Here is an 18400-nt window from a genome sequence, read left to right as displayed (position 1 = left end):
TGTCAAAACTGGAAATCATCGTTGTTTTCCCCGGCCATGCCGAACGCCGATGTGTCCGGCGCGCCTGCGTGGGCGCCGATGGTGAAATCGTAAAGCCGCGTGGCCGGATCTTTGGCCGCCTGTCCGAGGATGTCCATGTAATGGGCGGCAAGCGTCTCCACAAGGCTCCTGCCGTACATGTCCGCGTTGTATTCTATGACCCCGTGCAGTTCGCCACCCGCCCCCTGCGCGAATGAAAATAGAAGATCGTATTTGGGCAATATGGTGTCCCCCGCCACCGCCTCGGCGGTGATGCCGTCCAGCTCAAGTCCGCCAGCCGGGGCGTTCTGCATCACGAACACCACCTGGAACAGTGGATGCCTGCCAGACTCGCGTTTGGGATTTATCACCCGCACCAGCTCGCCGAAAGGGGCGTCCTGGTTGGCAAAGGCTCCAAGCGCCGTGTCCCGCGTCCTTGCCACCATGGCCGAAAACTCCGGATCGCCGGAAAAGTCCAGCCGCAGCGGCAACATGTTGACGAAAAAGCCGATCAGGTCCTCCACCTCGCGCGTGTTGCGGTTGGCTATCGGCGTGCCGATCACGATGTCCTCCGCGCCGCTGTGGCGGGCAAGGAGCGTGCCGAAGGCGGCGAGCATCGTCATGAAAAGGCTCGCCCCAAAACGATGGCCCAGTTCAATCAGGGCGCGCGCCATGTCCGGTTCGATCCGCATCGGGACAAATCCACCTGCGGGAGTTTTGCCCGTGGAAGATGGCTGCCTGGCGGATGGGAGCGCAAAAAGCTCCGGCGCCCCGGCAAGTCGTTCCTTCCAATATTGAAGTTGGCCGTTCATCACCGGGCCGTCAAGCCATCCGCGCTGCCACGCCGCGAAATCGGCGTACTGGACCGGCATCGGCGGCAAGCGCGCCGGCGCGCCCCCCGAAAATGCGTTGTACAGCGCGCAAAACTCCCGGACGAAAACGCCGATGGACCACCCGTCGCTGATGATATGGCTCATGGCCAATAAAAGCGCATACTCGCTGTCCCCAAGCCGGACTAGGGATGAGCGGAACAACGGCCCGGCCGCGAGGTCGAACGGCCGTGTGAAGTTTTCGTCCATACGCGCCTTGAGCGCCTCCCTGCGCGCCTGCTCCGGCATCGCCGAAAGATCCTCCACGGGCATGCTCAAACCGCTTGGGCGGGCTATTACCTGCATCGGCTCGCCGTCCACCATAGTAAAAGCCGTCCGCAACGTCTCATGGCGGCGGACGATTTCGTTCACGCTTTTTTCCACCGCCGCCACGTCCAGCCTGCCCGCAAGCTTCAGGCAGGAGGCCATGTTATATTTCGGGCTCGGCCCTTCCATCTGCTCTTCAAACCAAAGCCTTTCCTGCCCGGACGAAAGTGGAACCGGGCCGGATCGCTTCACCACGGTAATCGGAGGCAGCCCGCCTGGGCACCCGGCCATCGTCCCGGCCACATGGCGGCACAGCGCGGCCAGGGTCTGGTTTTCAAACACCGCGCGAAGCTCGATCACGGTGGAAAACGCGCTTTTGATCCTGGACACAAGCCTTGTGGCCAAAAGGGAGTGGCCGCCAAGTTCGAAGAAATTGGATTGCGCGCCGATTGCGCACGTTCCCAGCAGTTCCGTCCATATTCCCGCCATTATCTCTTCCGCCGGGGCAAGTGGTCTGCCTCCGGTATCCTGTGCGGCATGTTCCGTTTCCATGGCGGCCAGCGCCTTGCGGTCTATCTTCCCGCTCGGGGTCATAGGAAGCGATTCGAGCGCTGTGACGCTCGATGGGATCATATACTCGGGAAGCCGGGCCTTAAGATACTCTTTGGCGGACGATGGGCTCAATCCGCCGTTTTTCGATGTGTAAAAAGCGGCGAGCCGCCGATCCCCCTGCCCCTCTTCTTTTATTATCACCGCCGTCTCGCCAGCGCCGGGACAGGCCGCCAGGGCCGCTTCTATCTCCCCGGGCTCGATGCGGTGGCCGCGTATCTTCACCTGGTTGTCCAGCCGCCCTGAAAACTCGATATTGCCGTCCGGCAGGTAGCGGGCCCGGTCCCCGGTCTTGTACAGCATGGCTCCATCATTACGGAACGGGTCCGCCACGAACCTTTCACGAGTGAGCGTCTCGTTGTTCAGATATCCTTTCGCCAGCGCCGCGCCGCCGATGTGCACCTCGCCATACACCCCTGTTGGCGATGGCCGCATCGCCTGATTGAGGATATATATACGGCAGTTGGACACTGGCCGGCCGATTGGGGGCGTGTGGGGCCAATCGGCCACATTTTGCGGCAGGGTGAATGAGGTCACCACGTGGCTTTCCGTGGGGCCATAATGGTTAACAAGCGAAAGTCCCGGCAGCCCCCTGAAAAACTCCGCTATTTCCGGCGTCACCCGCAGTTGCTCCCCCGCTGTGATCACTTCTTTTAGCGGCGATGGCCAAATCCCGAGGCTGATGGCCGACTCGCACATCTGGCGCAACGCCACAAAGGGCATGAACACACGCTCCACGCCGCGCCCGGCGATGATCCGCAAGACCTCCGGGATGTCGCGGCGAGCCTCGTCGGGCATCAGCGCAAGCGTCCCCCCGGTCAGCCATGTGGAAAAAATCTCTTGGAACGACACGTCAAAGGTCAGAGTGGTGAATTGCAGGGTCTTGGCCTTCAATTTAAAGCCCGGCTGGGCCAGTTGCCACCGCATAAGGTTCGCCAGCGCGCGGTGGGGCATGGCCACTCCCTTGGGCTTTCCCGTGGAGCCGGATGTGTATAGCACATAGGCGAGGTTTTCCGGGCCTGCGGTCATGCCGATGTTCCCCGCGCCATATTGTTCCAGCGAGCCGCCCAGCGCGTCCACGGCGATGATCCGCGGCCGGTTACCGCCCGCCGCATTCAAAGCTTCCTCGCCGCAGCCGTTGAGGGATACAGTGTCCGTCACTATCACCGACGCCCCGCTGTCCTGGATCATCGCGGCTATACGGGCCGGGGGATATTCCACGTCTATGGGCATATACGCCCCACCCGCTTTCAATATTGCAAGCACAGTCGTCATCATCTCCGGCGAGCGGCGCATCATCACCCCCGCAACGCGGTCCGGTCCAATCCCCTTTTCAATAAGCAGCCTGGCAAGGCGGTTGGCTCTGCCGTTGAGATTTTCGTATGTGAGCGTTACATCGGAGCTTTCCACCGCCGTCACGGAGCGATTGGCCAAGACAGCGCTTTCAAACATCCCGTGCACGGTCCCTTCCCGCGGTCGGGGGCAGGACGGCCCCTCGCAGGTCTCAAGAAATTCGCGGATCCTGGCGTCGTCCATCATCGGCGCATTTATTACCGCCATGCCGGGGTCATCGGCCATATTTTCAAGAAGAAGCTGGAAGCTTTTTATATAACGGCCGATCGTTTTGCCGCTATAGAGCGCGGTGTTATATTCCATGAGTCCCAAAAGCCCTGCGGAGGTCTCGCGCATGCCGACTGTCAGGTCGAAATGGGCGGAGGAGGATTCATATTTATGGCTGGATATTGAAAGCGCCCCAAGTTTCATTTCCGGGCTGGGTGTGTTGTCCCACACGAACATGACCTGGAACAACGGCGAGTGGCTCAGGGATCGTTCCGGGCTCAACTCTTCGACGAGCTTTTCAAAAGGGAGTTCCTGCCGCTCATAGGCCTCCAAGGCCCGCGCCCTCACCTGGGCTATAAGTGAGGAAAAGGTCGCCGCCGGGTCAAGCAGGGTCCGCATGAGGAGCGTGTTCACGAAAAAGCCGGCCACGGGCTCGGTCTCGCGGAAAGTCCTGTTGGCGATCGGATAACCTATCACCACGTCCTCCTGGCCGCACAGGCGGGAAAGGAGGGCGGCAAAACCAGCCATAAGGACCATGAAAAGGCTTGCCTCATGCCTTGCCGCCAGCGCGCCGAGTTTTTTGGTCAAGCTCTCCCCGAGAGCAAACTCCATGGTTTTTCCGTCGAACGTCTGGACCGCAGGCCTGATCCCGTCCGCAGGCGGCGTAGTGATCCCGGGCGCGCCATCCATCGCTTTTTTCCAATAGTCCATGAGGCTTGACAGCCTCTCTCCAGAAAGCCGTTTGCGCTGCCATGCCGCGTAGTCTGAATACTGTATCGAAAGTGGCGCAAGCCCATGTGGAACTCCAGTGGCGAAACTTCCATAAAACGCGGAAATCTCTTTTGCCAGCACACCCGTCGTCCATGCGTCGGAGATTATGTGGCTCATGCCAAAAAAGAACACATGCTCACCGGGGCCGATCCTGATTAAAAGCGACCGGGCCAGTGGAGCCTGGCCAAGATTGAATGGAGTGCGGGCCTCGTCCTCTATAATCTTACGGGTGAGCGGTTCCCCACCCTGCGCATCCGTGGAAATGTCCATGATTTTAAACGGAATTGTCACCTTTTCCGCCACTACGGCCACTGGCCTGCCGTTGTCATCGGCAAACGATGTCCTAAGCGATTCCTGGCGTTCCGCCATCGCGTCCAGCGCCTTGCGCAGGGCTTCCGCGTCCAGTGCGCCAGAAAGCTTGAGCGCAAAAGATAAGTTATAGGCCACGCTGGCCGTGTCTATCTGGCAGAGGAACCAAAGCCGCGTCTGGGAAAACGACGGCTCCCTTTTTTCCTCCGGGCGCGCTTTTGCAATGCGGCTTTCACCATCCCCGGTGGCGGACGCCGCGCGCTCCTTGAGCAGCTTTAGGGCCAGCTCCCGTTTTTTCGCCGGGAGATTTTCAAAGCGCCTGATGGCCTCACTCATCGGCGATCCTGTCCGCTTCGTCTAGAAGGGCTTCCAGTTCGTCGCCGTCCATCGCCGCAAGTTGCGCCTGGATGACAAGCTCGGCCAACTGGGCAACCGTCGGCTTTTCAAAAATGGAGATGAGCGGCAGGTCCACCGAAAATTCCGCCCGCAGCCGCGACACAACCTGTGTGGCCATCAGGGAGTGGCCACCAAGCTCGAAGAAATTTTCGCCTATCCCCACTTTTTCCAGCCCCAGCCCCTTGGTCCAGATTTCCGCGATCTTCTCCTCCACGATATTCGTCGGCTTTTCATAACGCCGTTTCTCCGCGGGGGCGGCGCCCTGCCCCAAACGGGCCAGCTCTTTTTTGTCCACCTTGCCGTTCACGGTCAGCGGCATTTTCTCCAGCCGGACGAATTTCGACGGTATCATGAATTCGGGAAGCCGCCCGGCCAGCGATCCGCGCATTTCCTCCGGCGCAACGGGCCTGTCCGAAGTGTAGTACGCCACCAGGCGTTTCCACTGGCCGTCCCCCGCCCCCCGCGCGTCGTATCCGATCTGTTTTAGCATCGTCCTCACCGACTCCATGTCCAGCGGGCTTTCAAGCTCCTTGATGGACTCTTCGCGTTTCTTGTGCCCCAAGCGCACCTCCCAGCTGTTTGGCAGGGCATAATTGTTGTATCCGCGCTCCATGGAGTGGACGAATATGCCCGCGTCGTTGATCCGGCAGTTTGTGGTGCATCCGGAGGTCTCCGCCGGATTTATCCACGGGGCGTTTTGGGTCAGATAGCCCATGATCTGCTCGCGGGTGACGCCGGTGTAGCGGTAGAAATCAACGAACCGCATTTCGTCGAGGACCGAGCCGTCCTGCAGCAAGCTCACGTCCATGAGTGTGGCCACAGCGTCGTCCATGCGATGGTACAGCCTGCGCGCGGCCATGACGGCCCGTTCTATCTCCTCCTCGCCGAACACTTCGGCCCGGAAAAGCTCCGCAAGGCGCGTTTCATAAAGCTGGCCCCGGGAAAGACCCGTCACCACGCGCTTGATCCCTTTTCCCTTCGCAACCTTCACCCCCAGGGTGTAAACAACCTTGAAACACTCGTTGCACACGTTGCTGTATCGCCGGAGGCTGTCGGCCAGGATCGCGTTAATGTGCGGGGTGGAGCTGAACACGTGGTCTATCCCAAGCTTTTCGGCAACTCTCCTTATGTTCTCCTTGGCCCCTTCGTACAGGTATCCGTTGTCGAAGGTGAAGGCCAATATCTTAAGCCCCATTTCAGCCAGCTTGAAAAGCATATAGGTGCTGTCCTTACCGCCGCTGTAAAGGGCCAGGCAGTCGTAACTCCCGTTTGCGGACGGCGCGCCGTCGCGGAAAAGCGTTTCAAGATCGGCCGGCGTCTTAAAGTAGCCTTCGGCCTTTTCCTTGTACGCATTGAAGTCCCTGCATGCCCCACAAACGCCGTCGGCGCCGATGGCCGCGCCGGGATAGTTGTATGGCAGGCCGCATTCGGCGCAATAGCCCCCTTCAGGAACGGCGACCGCTCCGGAGTGGATCGTCACGTCCACGACGCACTCCTTCACTCCGTCAAAAGAGAGTATGGCGCTCTCTATCTCGCCCGGCTCGATCCTGTATCCCTGCACCTTCACCTGCCCATCGGCCCTGCCAATCAGCTCCATCACCCCGTCTTCGCGCCAATACGCCACATCGCCGCTCTTGTACATCCTTCCGCCGGGGACGAACGGATCGTCCAAAAACCTTTCGGCGGTGAGGCCGGGATTGTTGACGTAACCTCTGGCGGCGCCATCGCCTGAAATGTACAGCTCGCCCGGGACACCGATGGGCATGGGATTCATGGAGCCGTCGAGGATATACAGTTTTACGTTGCCAGCGGGCTTTCCTATCGGCACGGCCTTCCCCGTGGCCTTTTCCGGATCGAAAATGTGGATCATGCAGCCCACAGTGGTCTCCGTTGGGCCGTACTCGTTGATGATTTCAACCCGGCCGCCTGTGAGGGTGTGTATCCTGCCGGCAAGCGATGTCTTCAACTCCTCCCCGCCGAGGACCAGCCGCCTCAGCTTCGACTTTGACAGGTCCGCCATCGCCATAAGCGCAAGATGCGATGGGGTGAGCTTTATCACGTCCACCATGTTGTCATCTATGACTTTCAATATGGAGCCGTCCGACGCGTCATCCTCCGGATAAACGGCAACCGCGCCGCCGGAGACCAACGGGGTGAATATGGACGTCACCGTCAGGTCGAACGAAAGGGATGTGAACAGCGGGAAATCCACTGGGCCTTCCTTCGCGTAATTTGTCTTCGCCCACCAGATGTAATTCATAAGTCCGCCGTGCTCCACCCCCGCCCCTTTGGGCAAGCCAGTGGAGCCGGAGGTGTATATCACGTATGCAAGATCACCGGAGGCCGGGACGATGTCCGGATTAGCGGCGTCCATTCCGCTGATCCATTCATCCTTCACATTTATGATTTCACCGCCGAATCCAGGCAAGGTCCCGCCAAGGCTTCCATCCGTCACAACTATCCGCGCTCCGGCGTTGACGAGCATGTACTCTATCCTGCTCCGCGGATATTTTGTGTCCAGCGGCAGATAGGCGCATCCGGCCTTGAGTATCCCAAGGATCGCGCCGAGCGTCTCCGCCGACCGCTTCATCATCACCCCCACGATTTCGTTGCGCACGGCGCCTTTGGACAAGATCGCCCGGGCGACCCGGTTGGCGGCGGAATTAAGTTCACTGTAAGTCATGGACGCATCGCCGGTCCTGACCGCGGCTTTATCGGGATGCCGGGCCGCGTTCTCCTCGAAAAGCTGGTGTACCCGCCTCTCCCTCGGATATTCAAAGCCGGTATCATTCCACGTGGTTGTGACAAGCCCTCTTTCCTCATCGTCGAGCAGGCCAAGCAACGAAATACGCTTGCTGGGATTTTCGGCGGCGTCTGAGAGAAGCCGGACAAAATGGCCCGCCATACGTTTTATGCGCGAGGCGTCAAAAAGGTCCGTATTGTAAATGAAATCGCCTCGCAAGGCGCCATCCCCTTCCCACAGGTAAAGCTCCAGGTCGAACCGGGCGGAGATTTTCGCGGCCCCTTCAAAGGGCTTTATGGCGAGGCCCGGAAGCGCGAACTCCACTCCCGGCGTATTCTGCAGTGTCATCATCACGTTGACTATGGGCGTATGGCCAAGATTGCGCTCGGGATTGAGCGATTCGACAAGCTTGTCAAACGGGGCGTCCTGATGGGCGAACGCGTCCATGCACACGCGGCGGGCCTTCTCCAGCAATTGCTGGAAAGATGGATCGCCGGACATGTCCAGCCGCAGTGGAAGCGTGTTCACGAAAAAACCGATTATCGGCTCAAGCTCTTCCCTGTTCCTGTTGGCCAGAAGTGTGGCCAGGACCATGTCCTCCTTTTGCGTGTACCTGGACACAAGAGCGGAAAAGGCCGCGAACAAACACATGAATAGCGAGGCCGAATTCCCCCGGCAAAGGGTGTCGAGCTTGCTGAAAGTCCCGGCTCCGATGTTAAACCTCTCCATGGCGCCGTTGTATGTCTTGAGTGGAGAGCGTTGCCTGTCCGCGGGCAAGTCCAGAAACGGCGGCGCGCCGTGGAGCGTGTTTTTCCAGTATTCGAGCATGCCGGCCCATGCATCCCCCTCAAGCATTCCACGCTGCCACTCGGAGTAATCGGCGTACTGGATGGCAAGCTCCGGCGTTTGCGGCTCCTGACCGGAGACGAAGGCGGAATAATTCTCCGAAAACTCCTTTATCAACACCCCCATGGACCACCCGTCGGAAATGATATGATGCATAACCAGGGCCAGCACACTTTTGTTTTCGCCTGCCTTTATCAGGGTGACCCGCAGAAGCGGCCCGGCGGCAAGGTCGAACGGACGGGCGGACTTTTCGGCGACCAGGCGGCGTATAATGTCCATCCTCTCCCCCTCAGGCCACTGCGCCGCGTCCATGATTGAAATGGAAACGTCCGCTTTGGAGCCGATCACCTGGCACGGTTCCCCTTCCACCATTTTGAAAGTGGTGCGCAAAGGTTCATGGCGCTCCACGATCGCCTTGAGACTCTTTTCCAACGCTGCTGTGTCCAGCTTTCCTTCCATTAAAAGGGCGGCCGGAATATGGTAGGCCGCCGAGCCCGGCTCCATCTGTTCGAGGAACCACAGCCTCCTTTGGGAATAGGACATGGGAAACACGAATGTTTCAACCGTCTCTTCGCTCATCGTCATCCTGTGCTTCGATTGTTTTTTTTGATAACTTTCACCGCCGCCGGTCAACTGTCCATCACGGCCGGCTTGCGGCCGCGCGGGGCTTTGCCAATCATCTGTCCACCATTGCCGGGAGCCGCCTGTTTCACCGTTTCCATGGCCTGGCAGATACTCTCCACCGTCGGATTTTCGAATATGGAATTGGGGGGCATCTCCACGCCGAACTCCTTGCGAATGCGCGAGGCCAGTTGCGCCGCTTTTATGGAGTGGCCACCCAGGTCGAAGAAATTGTCAAATATTCCAGCCCCCTTCACACCCATAACCCCCGCCCAGATTTCCAGCATCCGTGTTTCCGCGGGATTTCTGGGGGCCCCTCCCTGTTTTTGAGGACGCGCGGCGGCAATGGCGGCGGCCTCCAGGGCGCTCCGGTCCACTTTTCCACTGGATGCCAGCGGCAGCTTTTCCATCCTGATGAACATGGAAGGAATCATGTATTCCGGGACTCTGGACGCAAGATGCGCCCGCAGGTCCGCCACATCCTCCTCTTTGCCGGAAACATAGAACGCCGCCAGTTCCTTCGACCCCGCGCCATCGTCCCTGGCCACCACCGCCGCCGAGGTGACCGTCGCGTGCCCCTCAAGAAGCTTTTCAATCTCGCCTGTCTCAACCCTGTTACCGCGTATTTTCACCTGGCCGTCCCGCCTGCCGGTAAAATCAATAAGCCCGTCGTCGCGCCACCGGGCCATGTCCCCCGTCCTGTAAAGTTTCGCGCCGTTTTCAAAAGGGCCTGGCGCAAACGCCGCCGCCGTGAGCTCGGGCCGGTTTACGTATCCATTCCCCACTCCGGCGCCGCCTATATAAATCTCGCCGATGGCGCCGATGGGAACGGGTCGCATGCGGCTGTCCAGAATATAAACTTTCACGTTGTCTATCGGGCGGCCGATTGGGATGCATTCGCGAAGGCGCGGCTCGTCCAGGCAAACGGCGGTGGCCGCCACGGCGCATTCGGTCGGCCCATAATTGTTCGCCACCAGGACGGAACCGTCGCCCGCGCGCTTTAGCGTCTCGCCTCCGGTGACTATCGTTATTTTGCCCGCGAGGGAGCCGCCGTTCTCCTCCAGAAACTGCGTGAGCAGGGCTGGGGGCAGAAAGCTGTGCGTGATACGTTTGTCCTGATAAAATGAGGCCAGTTTAGCCATATCGGTGCGCGTCTCCCCTTCCACGGCGCAAAGGCTGGCGCCTGCGAACAGGTACGGCAACGTCTCCCATACGGAGGCGTCGAACGAAGGTGAGGCGTGCAACGTGCCCCTGCTGTTTTCGTCCACTTTGTAGAACCGGTTGTGCCACATGCTCAGGTTGATGGCGGCCCGGTGGCTGATGAGCGCACCTTTGGGGACACCAGTGGAACCGGATGTGTATATAAGATAGGCCGGCTCTTCCGGATCGGCGGCGGCGGCGGATTGGGCCGGGCTTTCTTTTATGTCGTCCGTCATTATGACCGGAACGCCGCCATCGGCCAGTTGCGCGGCGACGCCTGCGTCATCCACGATCACAGCCTTGCAGGCTGAATCGCGCATCATGAATCGTATCCTTTCGGCGGGCAGATCAGGATCGCAAGGAAGGTACAACCCGCCGGCCTTCAATATGCCCATGAACGAAGCGGCAAGCCAGCGCGACCTGTGCACCACCGCCGCCACCACGTCCCCCTTGCCCACCGAAGCTTTTTCAATGAGCGCCCGCGCCACGCCGTTGGCCATGCGGTCGAGCCTTTGATATGTCACCTCGCCAGCGCCATCCATCGCCGCGATCCTGTCCCCGTGCTTTAAAGCCGAGTCCGTGAACATGGCGTCCACTGTCTTGCCTTCCGGGATCGCGGCGGACTTCCCCTGGAATCCGATAGTCACGGCGTTCATCTCCTCATCGTCCATGACCTTGAGCATGGAAAGAGGCCGAGAAGCCCCTTCTATCGCAAAATCGAGGATTTTCACCAGATGCGACGCCGTCCGCTCCACCTGGGCCGCGCTGTGGACGTTCTGGTTGTAGTGATAATCCACCCGCATGTCACCGCCCGGAATTACCACAACGTTAAAATCCGACGTGGTCATTTCAAAGCGTTTGGTCCGGATGATATCAAATCCGGTGGACGGGAGCATGGTCAAGGCGTCCAACGGATAGTTCTCAAAAATAAGCAGGGCACTGATCAGGTCCCGCCCGGGGGTGGAGCGGCCGATCACCTCCCCCAGGAAACTGTGATGATGCGGGGCGCTCTCCACGCCGCTTTTCATCAGGCGCTTTAAAAGCACGTCCAACCCGCTGTCCCAGTCCACACTCCCCCGCACCGGGATGGTGTTTATGAAAAGTCCGAGGGTCTTTTCCGCGCCGGGAAGCTCCGGCGGCCTGCCGGACACCACTGATCCGAAAACGGCGTCGTCCACCCCGTTGTACATGCAAAGCGCCACCGATAACGCCGCCTGGAAAACCATGTTCGGCGTGACGGCATGCGCCGCGGCAAGCTGCTCGACCTTGCGCACCCGCTCCGCTCCGAGGGTGGAAGAGTGTATCGCCACCGCAAACTCTTTCCCGTTGGGCGCGCCCGGAAGTTTCGGGATTGATACGGCCGTCTGATAGTCCGCCAGGTATTTCTCCCAATAGTCCAACGATGCTCTTTTGTCCCGCTCCTCCAGCCACTGGATAAAGCGCGAATAAGGAGGCGCCGGAGGAAGTGTATGGGCGCGTCCCTCCTTCAAAGCGGTGTATATCTCAAAAAATTCCGTATGCGCCAGCGATATGCCCCATCCGTCCATGACGATGTGGCTTAAGCTCCATATGACCTCGAACCGGCCCCCGCCCAGGACTATTACGCGAAACCTCATCAGCGGATCGCGCGCCAGATCAAATCCGCGCTGTTTATCTTCTTCCCGGAACCGGATGACGGTCCTTTCCTTTTCCTCCTCGGGCTCGGCGCTTATGTCATCCACGCTAAAGCCGGGTTTGCGCTCCTTGAGCACTATCTGGAGCGGCCTGCTGGCCTTTTCCAGCAGGAACGCCGTGCGCAGGATATCGTGGCGGCGGAATATCTCCGTCCACGCCTCCATGAATTTTCCGATGTCCAGCTCTCCGCTTATCCGGAACGATATCTGCTCGAAATACGCGCGCGAATCCCTGTCCGCCACGGCGTGATAAAGCATCCCCTCCTGCATGGGGGAGAGCGGATACATGTCCTTGAGGTTTTCCTTGCTAATCATCGGCGAATATCTCCTCGAACTCCTGAAGGCTAAGCCCCTTGTACGTCATGTCCGACGGGGTGGGCTCCGTGGCCTCCATTTTAAGGCAGAGGGAAAGGGCCGCGGCGATTCCTTCTTCTATCTGGCCGAGCAGGCGCTTGATATTATCACTTCGGTATTGCTCGCCGCTGTAGCGGATGGACAAAGTGAAGCCCCCCGTCCACGCCGCGCAGCTTATGTCCAGACCCGCCACCCTTTGATTGAGCGGGCTTACATCCCGGCCGGACGCAAGCGGCGACGGCTCGAACAGCGGCCCCATGGCCGATCCGCCAATAAAGCCCAGGTAATTGAAACTTATTCCCGGCTTTTGGGTGAATCTGGCTCCCCTCAGCAATTCGCGGGGTGTGATCCTGCCCAATATCCCGTGGCCTATTCCCTTGTGTGGAACCTTCCGCCTGGCTTCCTTCACTCTCTTTATGCGCGCGTCCATCGGAGCGCCGTCAAGGCCCAGCGTGAAAGGGTGCGTGGAGGTGAACCAGCCGACGGTACGGCTTATGTCCAGCCCCGGCGAGATCTCCTCCCTGCCGTGCCCCTCCAGATCGATCAACGTGGCGCCTTTCATCCCCCATTTTTCCAAAGCCTGGCCAAGGGCTGCCAGCACAAGCTCGTCGGGCGTGGTGTTATATGCCCTGTTGGCCTCCCCGGTCAGTTTCTCCCCCATCTGCGCCTGCAGGGTGAAACTTTCAATATGTTCGCTGGCGAAGGTGTTGCCGCCTCCCGGGAAGTCCGGAACGGGCTCGGCGTATTCGCTGTTTTCGATCTGTGCCCATGTTTCAAGTTCGGCAAGAAGTTTTGGGCTTTTTGCGAATTCCAAAAGGGCCTCGCCCCATTGTCGGAACGAATCGGTCTTGGCCGGCAGGCGCGCCTGGCCGCCCCGCGCCGCTTGCTCGTAGGCCGTGGAAATGTCCTCAAGCAACAATCTCCACGAGACCATGTCAATGATAAGGTGGTGGACGGTGATGAAAAGCGTCTCGCCGCCGGCAAGCCGGAACAGGATGAACCTGGCCAGCGGCCCCGTGGCCAGGTCGAACCGCTGTTGCGCCTCGCCCATCGCGCGCATGGCCTCCGTGTCGCCGTCCGGGGACGTGGACAGGTCTTTGAATGAGAAATCCAGCCTGTTCTCAAGCCCAGCGCATTCCTGGACGACCTCTTCCCCATCGCGCCTGTACCTCATGCGCAGCGCGTCATGCCACTCCCACACGGCCGAAAGGGCTTTTTCCAGGATCGCCGGATCCAGCGGCTTTTTTGCCCGCAGCGCTATGGAATGGTTGAAATGGTCAGGCGCCGCGGCGTCCCTTTCAAAGAAGGCGCGCTGGATCGGGGTGAGCGGGACCGGCCCGGTGATGAGCCCTTGTTGCGCGGTGCGGTCCAGCCTCACCACATAAGGCGCCACTCCGGCTATGGTGGGATTCGAAAAAAGGTCGGCAAGCTTGAGGTTCAGGTTTTTCTGCCGCAGCCGCGACAGTATCTGAATGGCCTTAATCGAATCGCCCCCCATCGAAAAATAATTGTCATGTATCCCCATGGAAGGCTGGCCGAGGGTATTGGCGAATATGGCCGCCACCGTCTTTTCCATCTCCGACCGGGGGGCGGCGCTATCCTCGCCATTCGTGGGGGCCGCTTGCGCCGCTGTGGAATCCAACGCGCGCAGGTCCACTTTCCCCCCCGGTGTCACCGGGATTTTGTCCACCAGCGCTATATGGGATGGGATCATGTAATCGGGCAGGTGGCCGCCCATATATTCCCGGAGCCCTTCGGCGTCCAGCCCGTCGCCGGAGGCCACATACGCCACAAGCTCGCTTTCGCCCTCGTCCGTCTTGCGCAAGATCGCCGCCGCCCCGGACACCCTTGGATGGGATCGCAGCCTGTTCTCTATCTCGCCCAGTTCTATCCTGTGGCCGCGAACCTTCACCTGGTTGTCCATCCGGCCCAGAAATTCTATGTTCCCGCCCGGCAGCCATCGCGCCATGTCGCCGGTACGGTACATGCGCAAGCCCGGCGCGAACGGATCGGCCATGAACCTTCCGCCGCCGTCATCTTTAACATATCCCCTGGCCACCCCCGCGCCGGACACATAAAGCTCCCCTTCCACCCCGGCGGGGACCGGCAGCCCGGCGCCGTCGAGAATCAGCGCCCGGGCGTTACCTATGGGCCTGCCTATGGGCACGCTATTCCACTCTAACGGCGCTGAAAAGCCGAATACGAAACTGGTGGCGTCCACGCAGCATTCGGTTGGGCCGTACATGTTGCGCATGACGATCCCCCGGTTGGCCGGCGTGGAGTAAAACGATTCCACGTCCTCCATCCACAAAGGCTCCGCCCCCACGATCACGTGCCTTAGCGCCCAGCCCGGATTCCGCGATCCGGCGGACGATAGAGCGCGCCGCAACAGCGTCGGAGTGAAGTTGACGACATGGATTTCGTTCTCGCGAAGATAATCGAGCAACATTTGAGGGTCGAGCCGCACGTCGTCCTCTATTACATGCAGAGTGTTCCCGGTGGAGAGCGCTCCGAAAATCTGCTGGGCCGACACGTCGAACACAAGCGACGGAAGCATGGCTTCGTTGACAGGCTTGGGAAGCGTTGAATACATGTCACTGCCGATCCATGTGACCAGGTTGCATAGTTGCCTGTGCTCCACCATCACCCCCTTGGGCTCCCCAGTGGAGCCGGAGGTAAAGATCACATACGCAAGGCCGTCGCTTTTCGCCTCGTTTATGTCTTCGGCGGAGAGCGCGGCTGAGTCCCTTTCCAGCTTTTCAAAAAGCGCGGCTCGAGGATATTCAGCGCCGTTCCGCGCATCACGCGCCATGGCGGCGCCTGCCACGCGGCCCAATACGTCCCTGCCGGGAAGCCGCCCTTTGTTATTGATCGTTTCACGCACAAGCTCCGCCAGCGTCTCCTCCCCTTCCCCCAGGGCGGCGAAGGCCACGCCGGGATTTCGCAATGTGTCCGCCGTTGCGCTGGTCGCATGGGGGCCGCCGGCGATGATGGCGCCTTCATATCCCCATTGACGGACAAGGAACACCGTCTTGTGGAAAAAGCTCCTGTAATAGGTCAATGAGCGCACCCCGGTCAGGTCCGGCCGGAAGTCGTCCATCAGCGCGCGCAATTCTTCAAAACTGTCGAAATCGGCGCGGGCCTTGGCTATCTTCACCTCCACTTTGGGGCCGAACTCGTTTTTCAGCCTTGTGGCCAGCAGCGCAAGCCCAAGCGGCGGCTCCATCACATCGTACAGGAGGGTTTTGTCCTTCGTAAAATTCTGCGAAAGGTCGAGCAGCAGGACGCGGAGCGCCCCTTTCTCAGGGTTAGGCGAGGGGAACGCGGCGGCGAGCCTGCTGTTGAGCCCGGCGGACTGCTTTGCGCCGTCCTCCGCGAAGGCCGCCCCCCGCAGGTCTTCCATTGAAAGCCCCGCAAGCTCCAGAAAATCGCCGAACGACCGGATGTCTTTTGGCAGATAGCTGTTGTATTTCTGGACAAGCTCGTCCTCGCTCAAAAGCGCCATCTGGCGCGGCAGCACGGAAATCAGCCGCTCGCGCGAGAGGAAGTACTCGTTCAGGAACGTCATCTGATATCGTTTTGAAAAGCTGGCCGGGAATGGCAGTATTGACGGCAGCTCGTGGTAGCCCAGCGTGGCGGAAGCTTTTATCGCTTCCGCGCTCACGCCGTTGTCCATCGCCAGCCTTGCCATGTCCGTGTCCGGGAAAATGCGGAGGATGAACACATAGGGAAAATGTATCCACTTTATCCCGCGGATGAAATCCAGCGTCATCATGGCCTCTTCCTCCGTCTCCGTGGGGAAGCCGTGCATGGTGAAAAGCTCCAGGATCACCTGCGGGTGGCGGGCGGCGATATAGTCCAGGTTTTCCTTGAACCGCTCGAGGCGCAGGTTTTTCTTCATCAGTTTCTGCAGGCGTGGCGACGCGGTCTCCAGCGCCAGGGCCATGCTCTTCGTCCCAGCCTCCACCATAAGGTCTATGTAGTCCGGGGTCAGCGTGTCCCCCCGCAGCCCGTTGCTGAAGAATATCTGTATGTCCAGCCGGGCGCGGATCACCATCTCGAAGAACCTTGCGCTGTTGGCGCGGTCCATGTTGAAAATATCGTCTATGAACACGAACCTGCGCACACCGCAGTCATGCAGTTTTTTCACCTCGCCGAAAAGGTTTTCGGCGGAGCGGCGCTTGTGCTTTTTCGGCCACACTTTGTGGCAGTAGGCGCAAAGGTATGGGCATCCCCGGGTGGACTGGATGGCCATAGCGCGCTTTGCCACGGACTGGCCGATGAAGTTGTGGTATTTCTCGTAATTGATCACCGACCTGTCCGCGTAGGGGAGCGAGTCCAGCTCCTGTATGCTGGAGCGGGGGGGGGTGGTCACGATCCCGGTTTGCGGCATGATGAAGTCCAGGATGCCGTCAAACTCCATCCCTTCGGCCACGCGCTGTTCGGTGATAAGCATTTTCGCGCCTGCCTGCGCCAGTATGCCGGCTGTCCTTTTCTCCGGATGCTCCGGGTCCAAAGGCAGGTACGCCGCGCCCGCCTTTAAGATGGCGAGGATGGCAACCACCGCCCGCTCGCTCTTTTCCATCATCACACCCACAATGTCCCCGGGGCGCACACCGTAAGCTTTTATAAGCCTTCCGGCGATCCGGTTGGCGCGTTGGTTCAATTGCGAATAGGTAAGCCGCCGTCCGGCGCACACCAGCGCTGCCGCATCGGGAGTTTTACGGGCGTTCTCTTCGATAAGGTTCAAGACGGTCCCATCCGGTGGATTTATGGAGGCGGGCCCGCCAAACTCGAACAGTATCCGTTCTCTCTCTGCCGGGGCAAGGATGTCCATTTTATTCAGCGGCGCGAGGGGGTCGGCGGCGGCCGAACGGACGATGTTCTCAAGATGCCCCGCCATCGCCTCCATCTGCCCTGCATCGAACATGTTCGAGTCGTACGTCACATGGAAGTCCAGCCGCTTGCCGGGGATGGCCATAAAATCGTAGTCGTAGTTGGTGCGCTCGGTCCATTCAAAGCTAACTGGGGCAAACCCGAGGTCTTCATACAGCGCCGGATCGTTTAGCCGCTCCTGGACAGGATAGTTTTCCAGGGCCGTCACATGGTCCAGAAGATTGCGCCCGAGAGGATGGGCCGTCTGTATTTTACCCAGCGGATAATAGTGGTGGGCCGCGCCATCGGCCGCGTCCCGCATAAGGCTCTCCGTCAACCCGGCGAAGGATGTGGAGGCCCCGATCCGGGAGCGGACAGGTATTGCGTTTATGAAAAGCCCCACATAGGACTCCACCCCCTCAAGTTCCGGCGGCCTTCCGGAGACGACGGAAGCGGACACCACGTCGTCCACCCCGTTATACCTTGCCATAAGGGCGCCCCACGCCCCCTGCGTGACAGCCCCCAGCGTGACGCCGCGCTCCCGGGTGAAGCGCTCCACCTGGGAGGTCAACGTTTCATCAAACGAGAATCTGAAGTCCTTTATCTCCCGTTTGCCAGATGGACGTTTCAAGCGTGGGAAAGTCACCGGCTTTTCATAACCGGCAAGGTAACGCTTCCAGTAGTCCCCCGAGGCGGACTTGTCCAGCTTTTCGAGCCACTTTATGTATTCAGCGTATGGAGGCGGCGGGGCGAGGGCCGGCCTTGTCCCTTTTTTCATGGCAAGGTACACCGCCATAAGCTCTTTCATCACATTGCCCACCGACCATCCGTCCATGAGAATGTGATGATGGCTCCATATCACCTTCCACAGATTGTCCTCCAGACGGATCACATATAGCCGCATCAGGATGTCCTGTTCCAGGTCGAAAGGCTTTGCAAGGTCCGCGCGGCGTATCTCCTCCGCCGCAAGCTCCTTTTGCGCCTGTGGCAGGCCGATAAGATCGTGGATGGAGGCGCGCAAGGGCCGTTCCCGCAGCACCACCTGCAGGGGCCTGTCGGTGTTCCTGTATGTGAACAGGGTCCGCAGGGTGTCGTGGCGCTTTATTATCTCGTTCCAGCTTTTCTCGAACGCGTCGGCGTCCAGATCACCGCGCAGCGTATATATGATCTGGTTGAAATACGCCTCCGGCGACGTTTCCATGAGCGCATGGAAAAGCATCCCCTCCTGCGTGGGGGTCAATGGATAAATGTTCTTTATGTTGCTCTTCTCTATGGCCATTGTTCCCGCC

Annotated in this window: 4 protein-coding genes; all 4 read right to left on the bottom strand. The window is 59.6% G+C overall.

From position 1 onward, the window contains the following. Positions 1–2: 2 nt before the first annotated feature. The 4 genes from HZB29_08600 to HZB29_08585 are packed head-to-tail and all read right to left on the bottom strand — an operon-like array spanning position 3 to position 18390. Positions 3–4739, bottom strand: coding sequence for an amino acid adenylation domain-containing protein (locus tag HZB29_08600; GenBank protein MBI5815652.1), 4737 nt, complete (start codon positions 4737–4739; stop codon positions 3–5). Further along, entirely contained in the window at positions 4732–8967 is a 4236-nt protein-coding gene (locus HZB29_08595; protein MBI5815651.1) for an amino acid adenylation domain-containing protein, read from the bottom strand. The genes HZB29_08600 and HZB29_08595 overlap by 8 nt, the downstream gene beginning before the upstream one ends. 50 nt (positions 8968–9017) lie before the next feature. Continuing rightward, on the bottom strand, positions 9018–12197 hold the full coding sequence (locus HZB29_08590) for an amino acid adenylation domain-containing protein (GenBank protein MBI5815650.1): 3180 nt from the start codon (positions 12195–12197) through the stop codon (positions 9018–9020). Next, positions 12190–18390 (bottom strand): AMP-binding protein, encoded by a 6201-nt coding sequence (locus HZB29_08585; GenBank protein MBI5815649.1) that lies wholly within the window; start codon positions 18388–18390, stop codon positions 12190–12192. The genes HZB29_08590 and HZB29_08585 overlap by 8 nt, the downstream gene beginning before the upstream one ends. Between the last annotated feature and the right edge of the window lie 10 nt (positions 18391–18400).

The sequence above is a fragment of the Nitrospinota bacterium genome, assembly GCA_016235255.1.
In the GTDB taxonomy this organism is placed as follows: domain Bacteria; phylum Nitrospinota_A; class UBA7883; order UBA7883; family JACRLM01; genus JACRLM01.
This window is presented reverse-complemented; position numbering and strand designations above follow the sequence as displayed.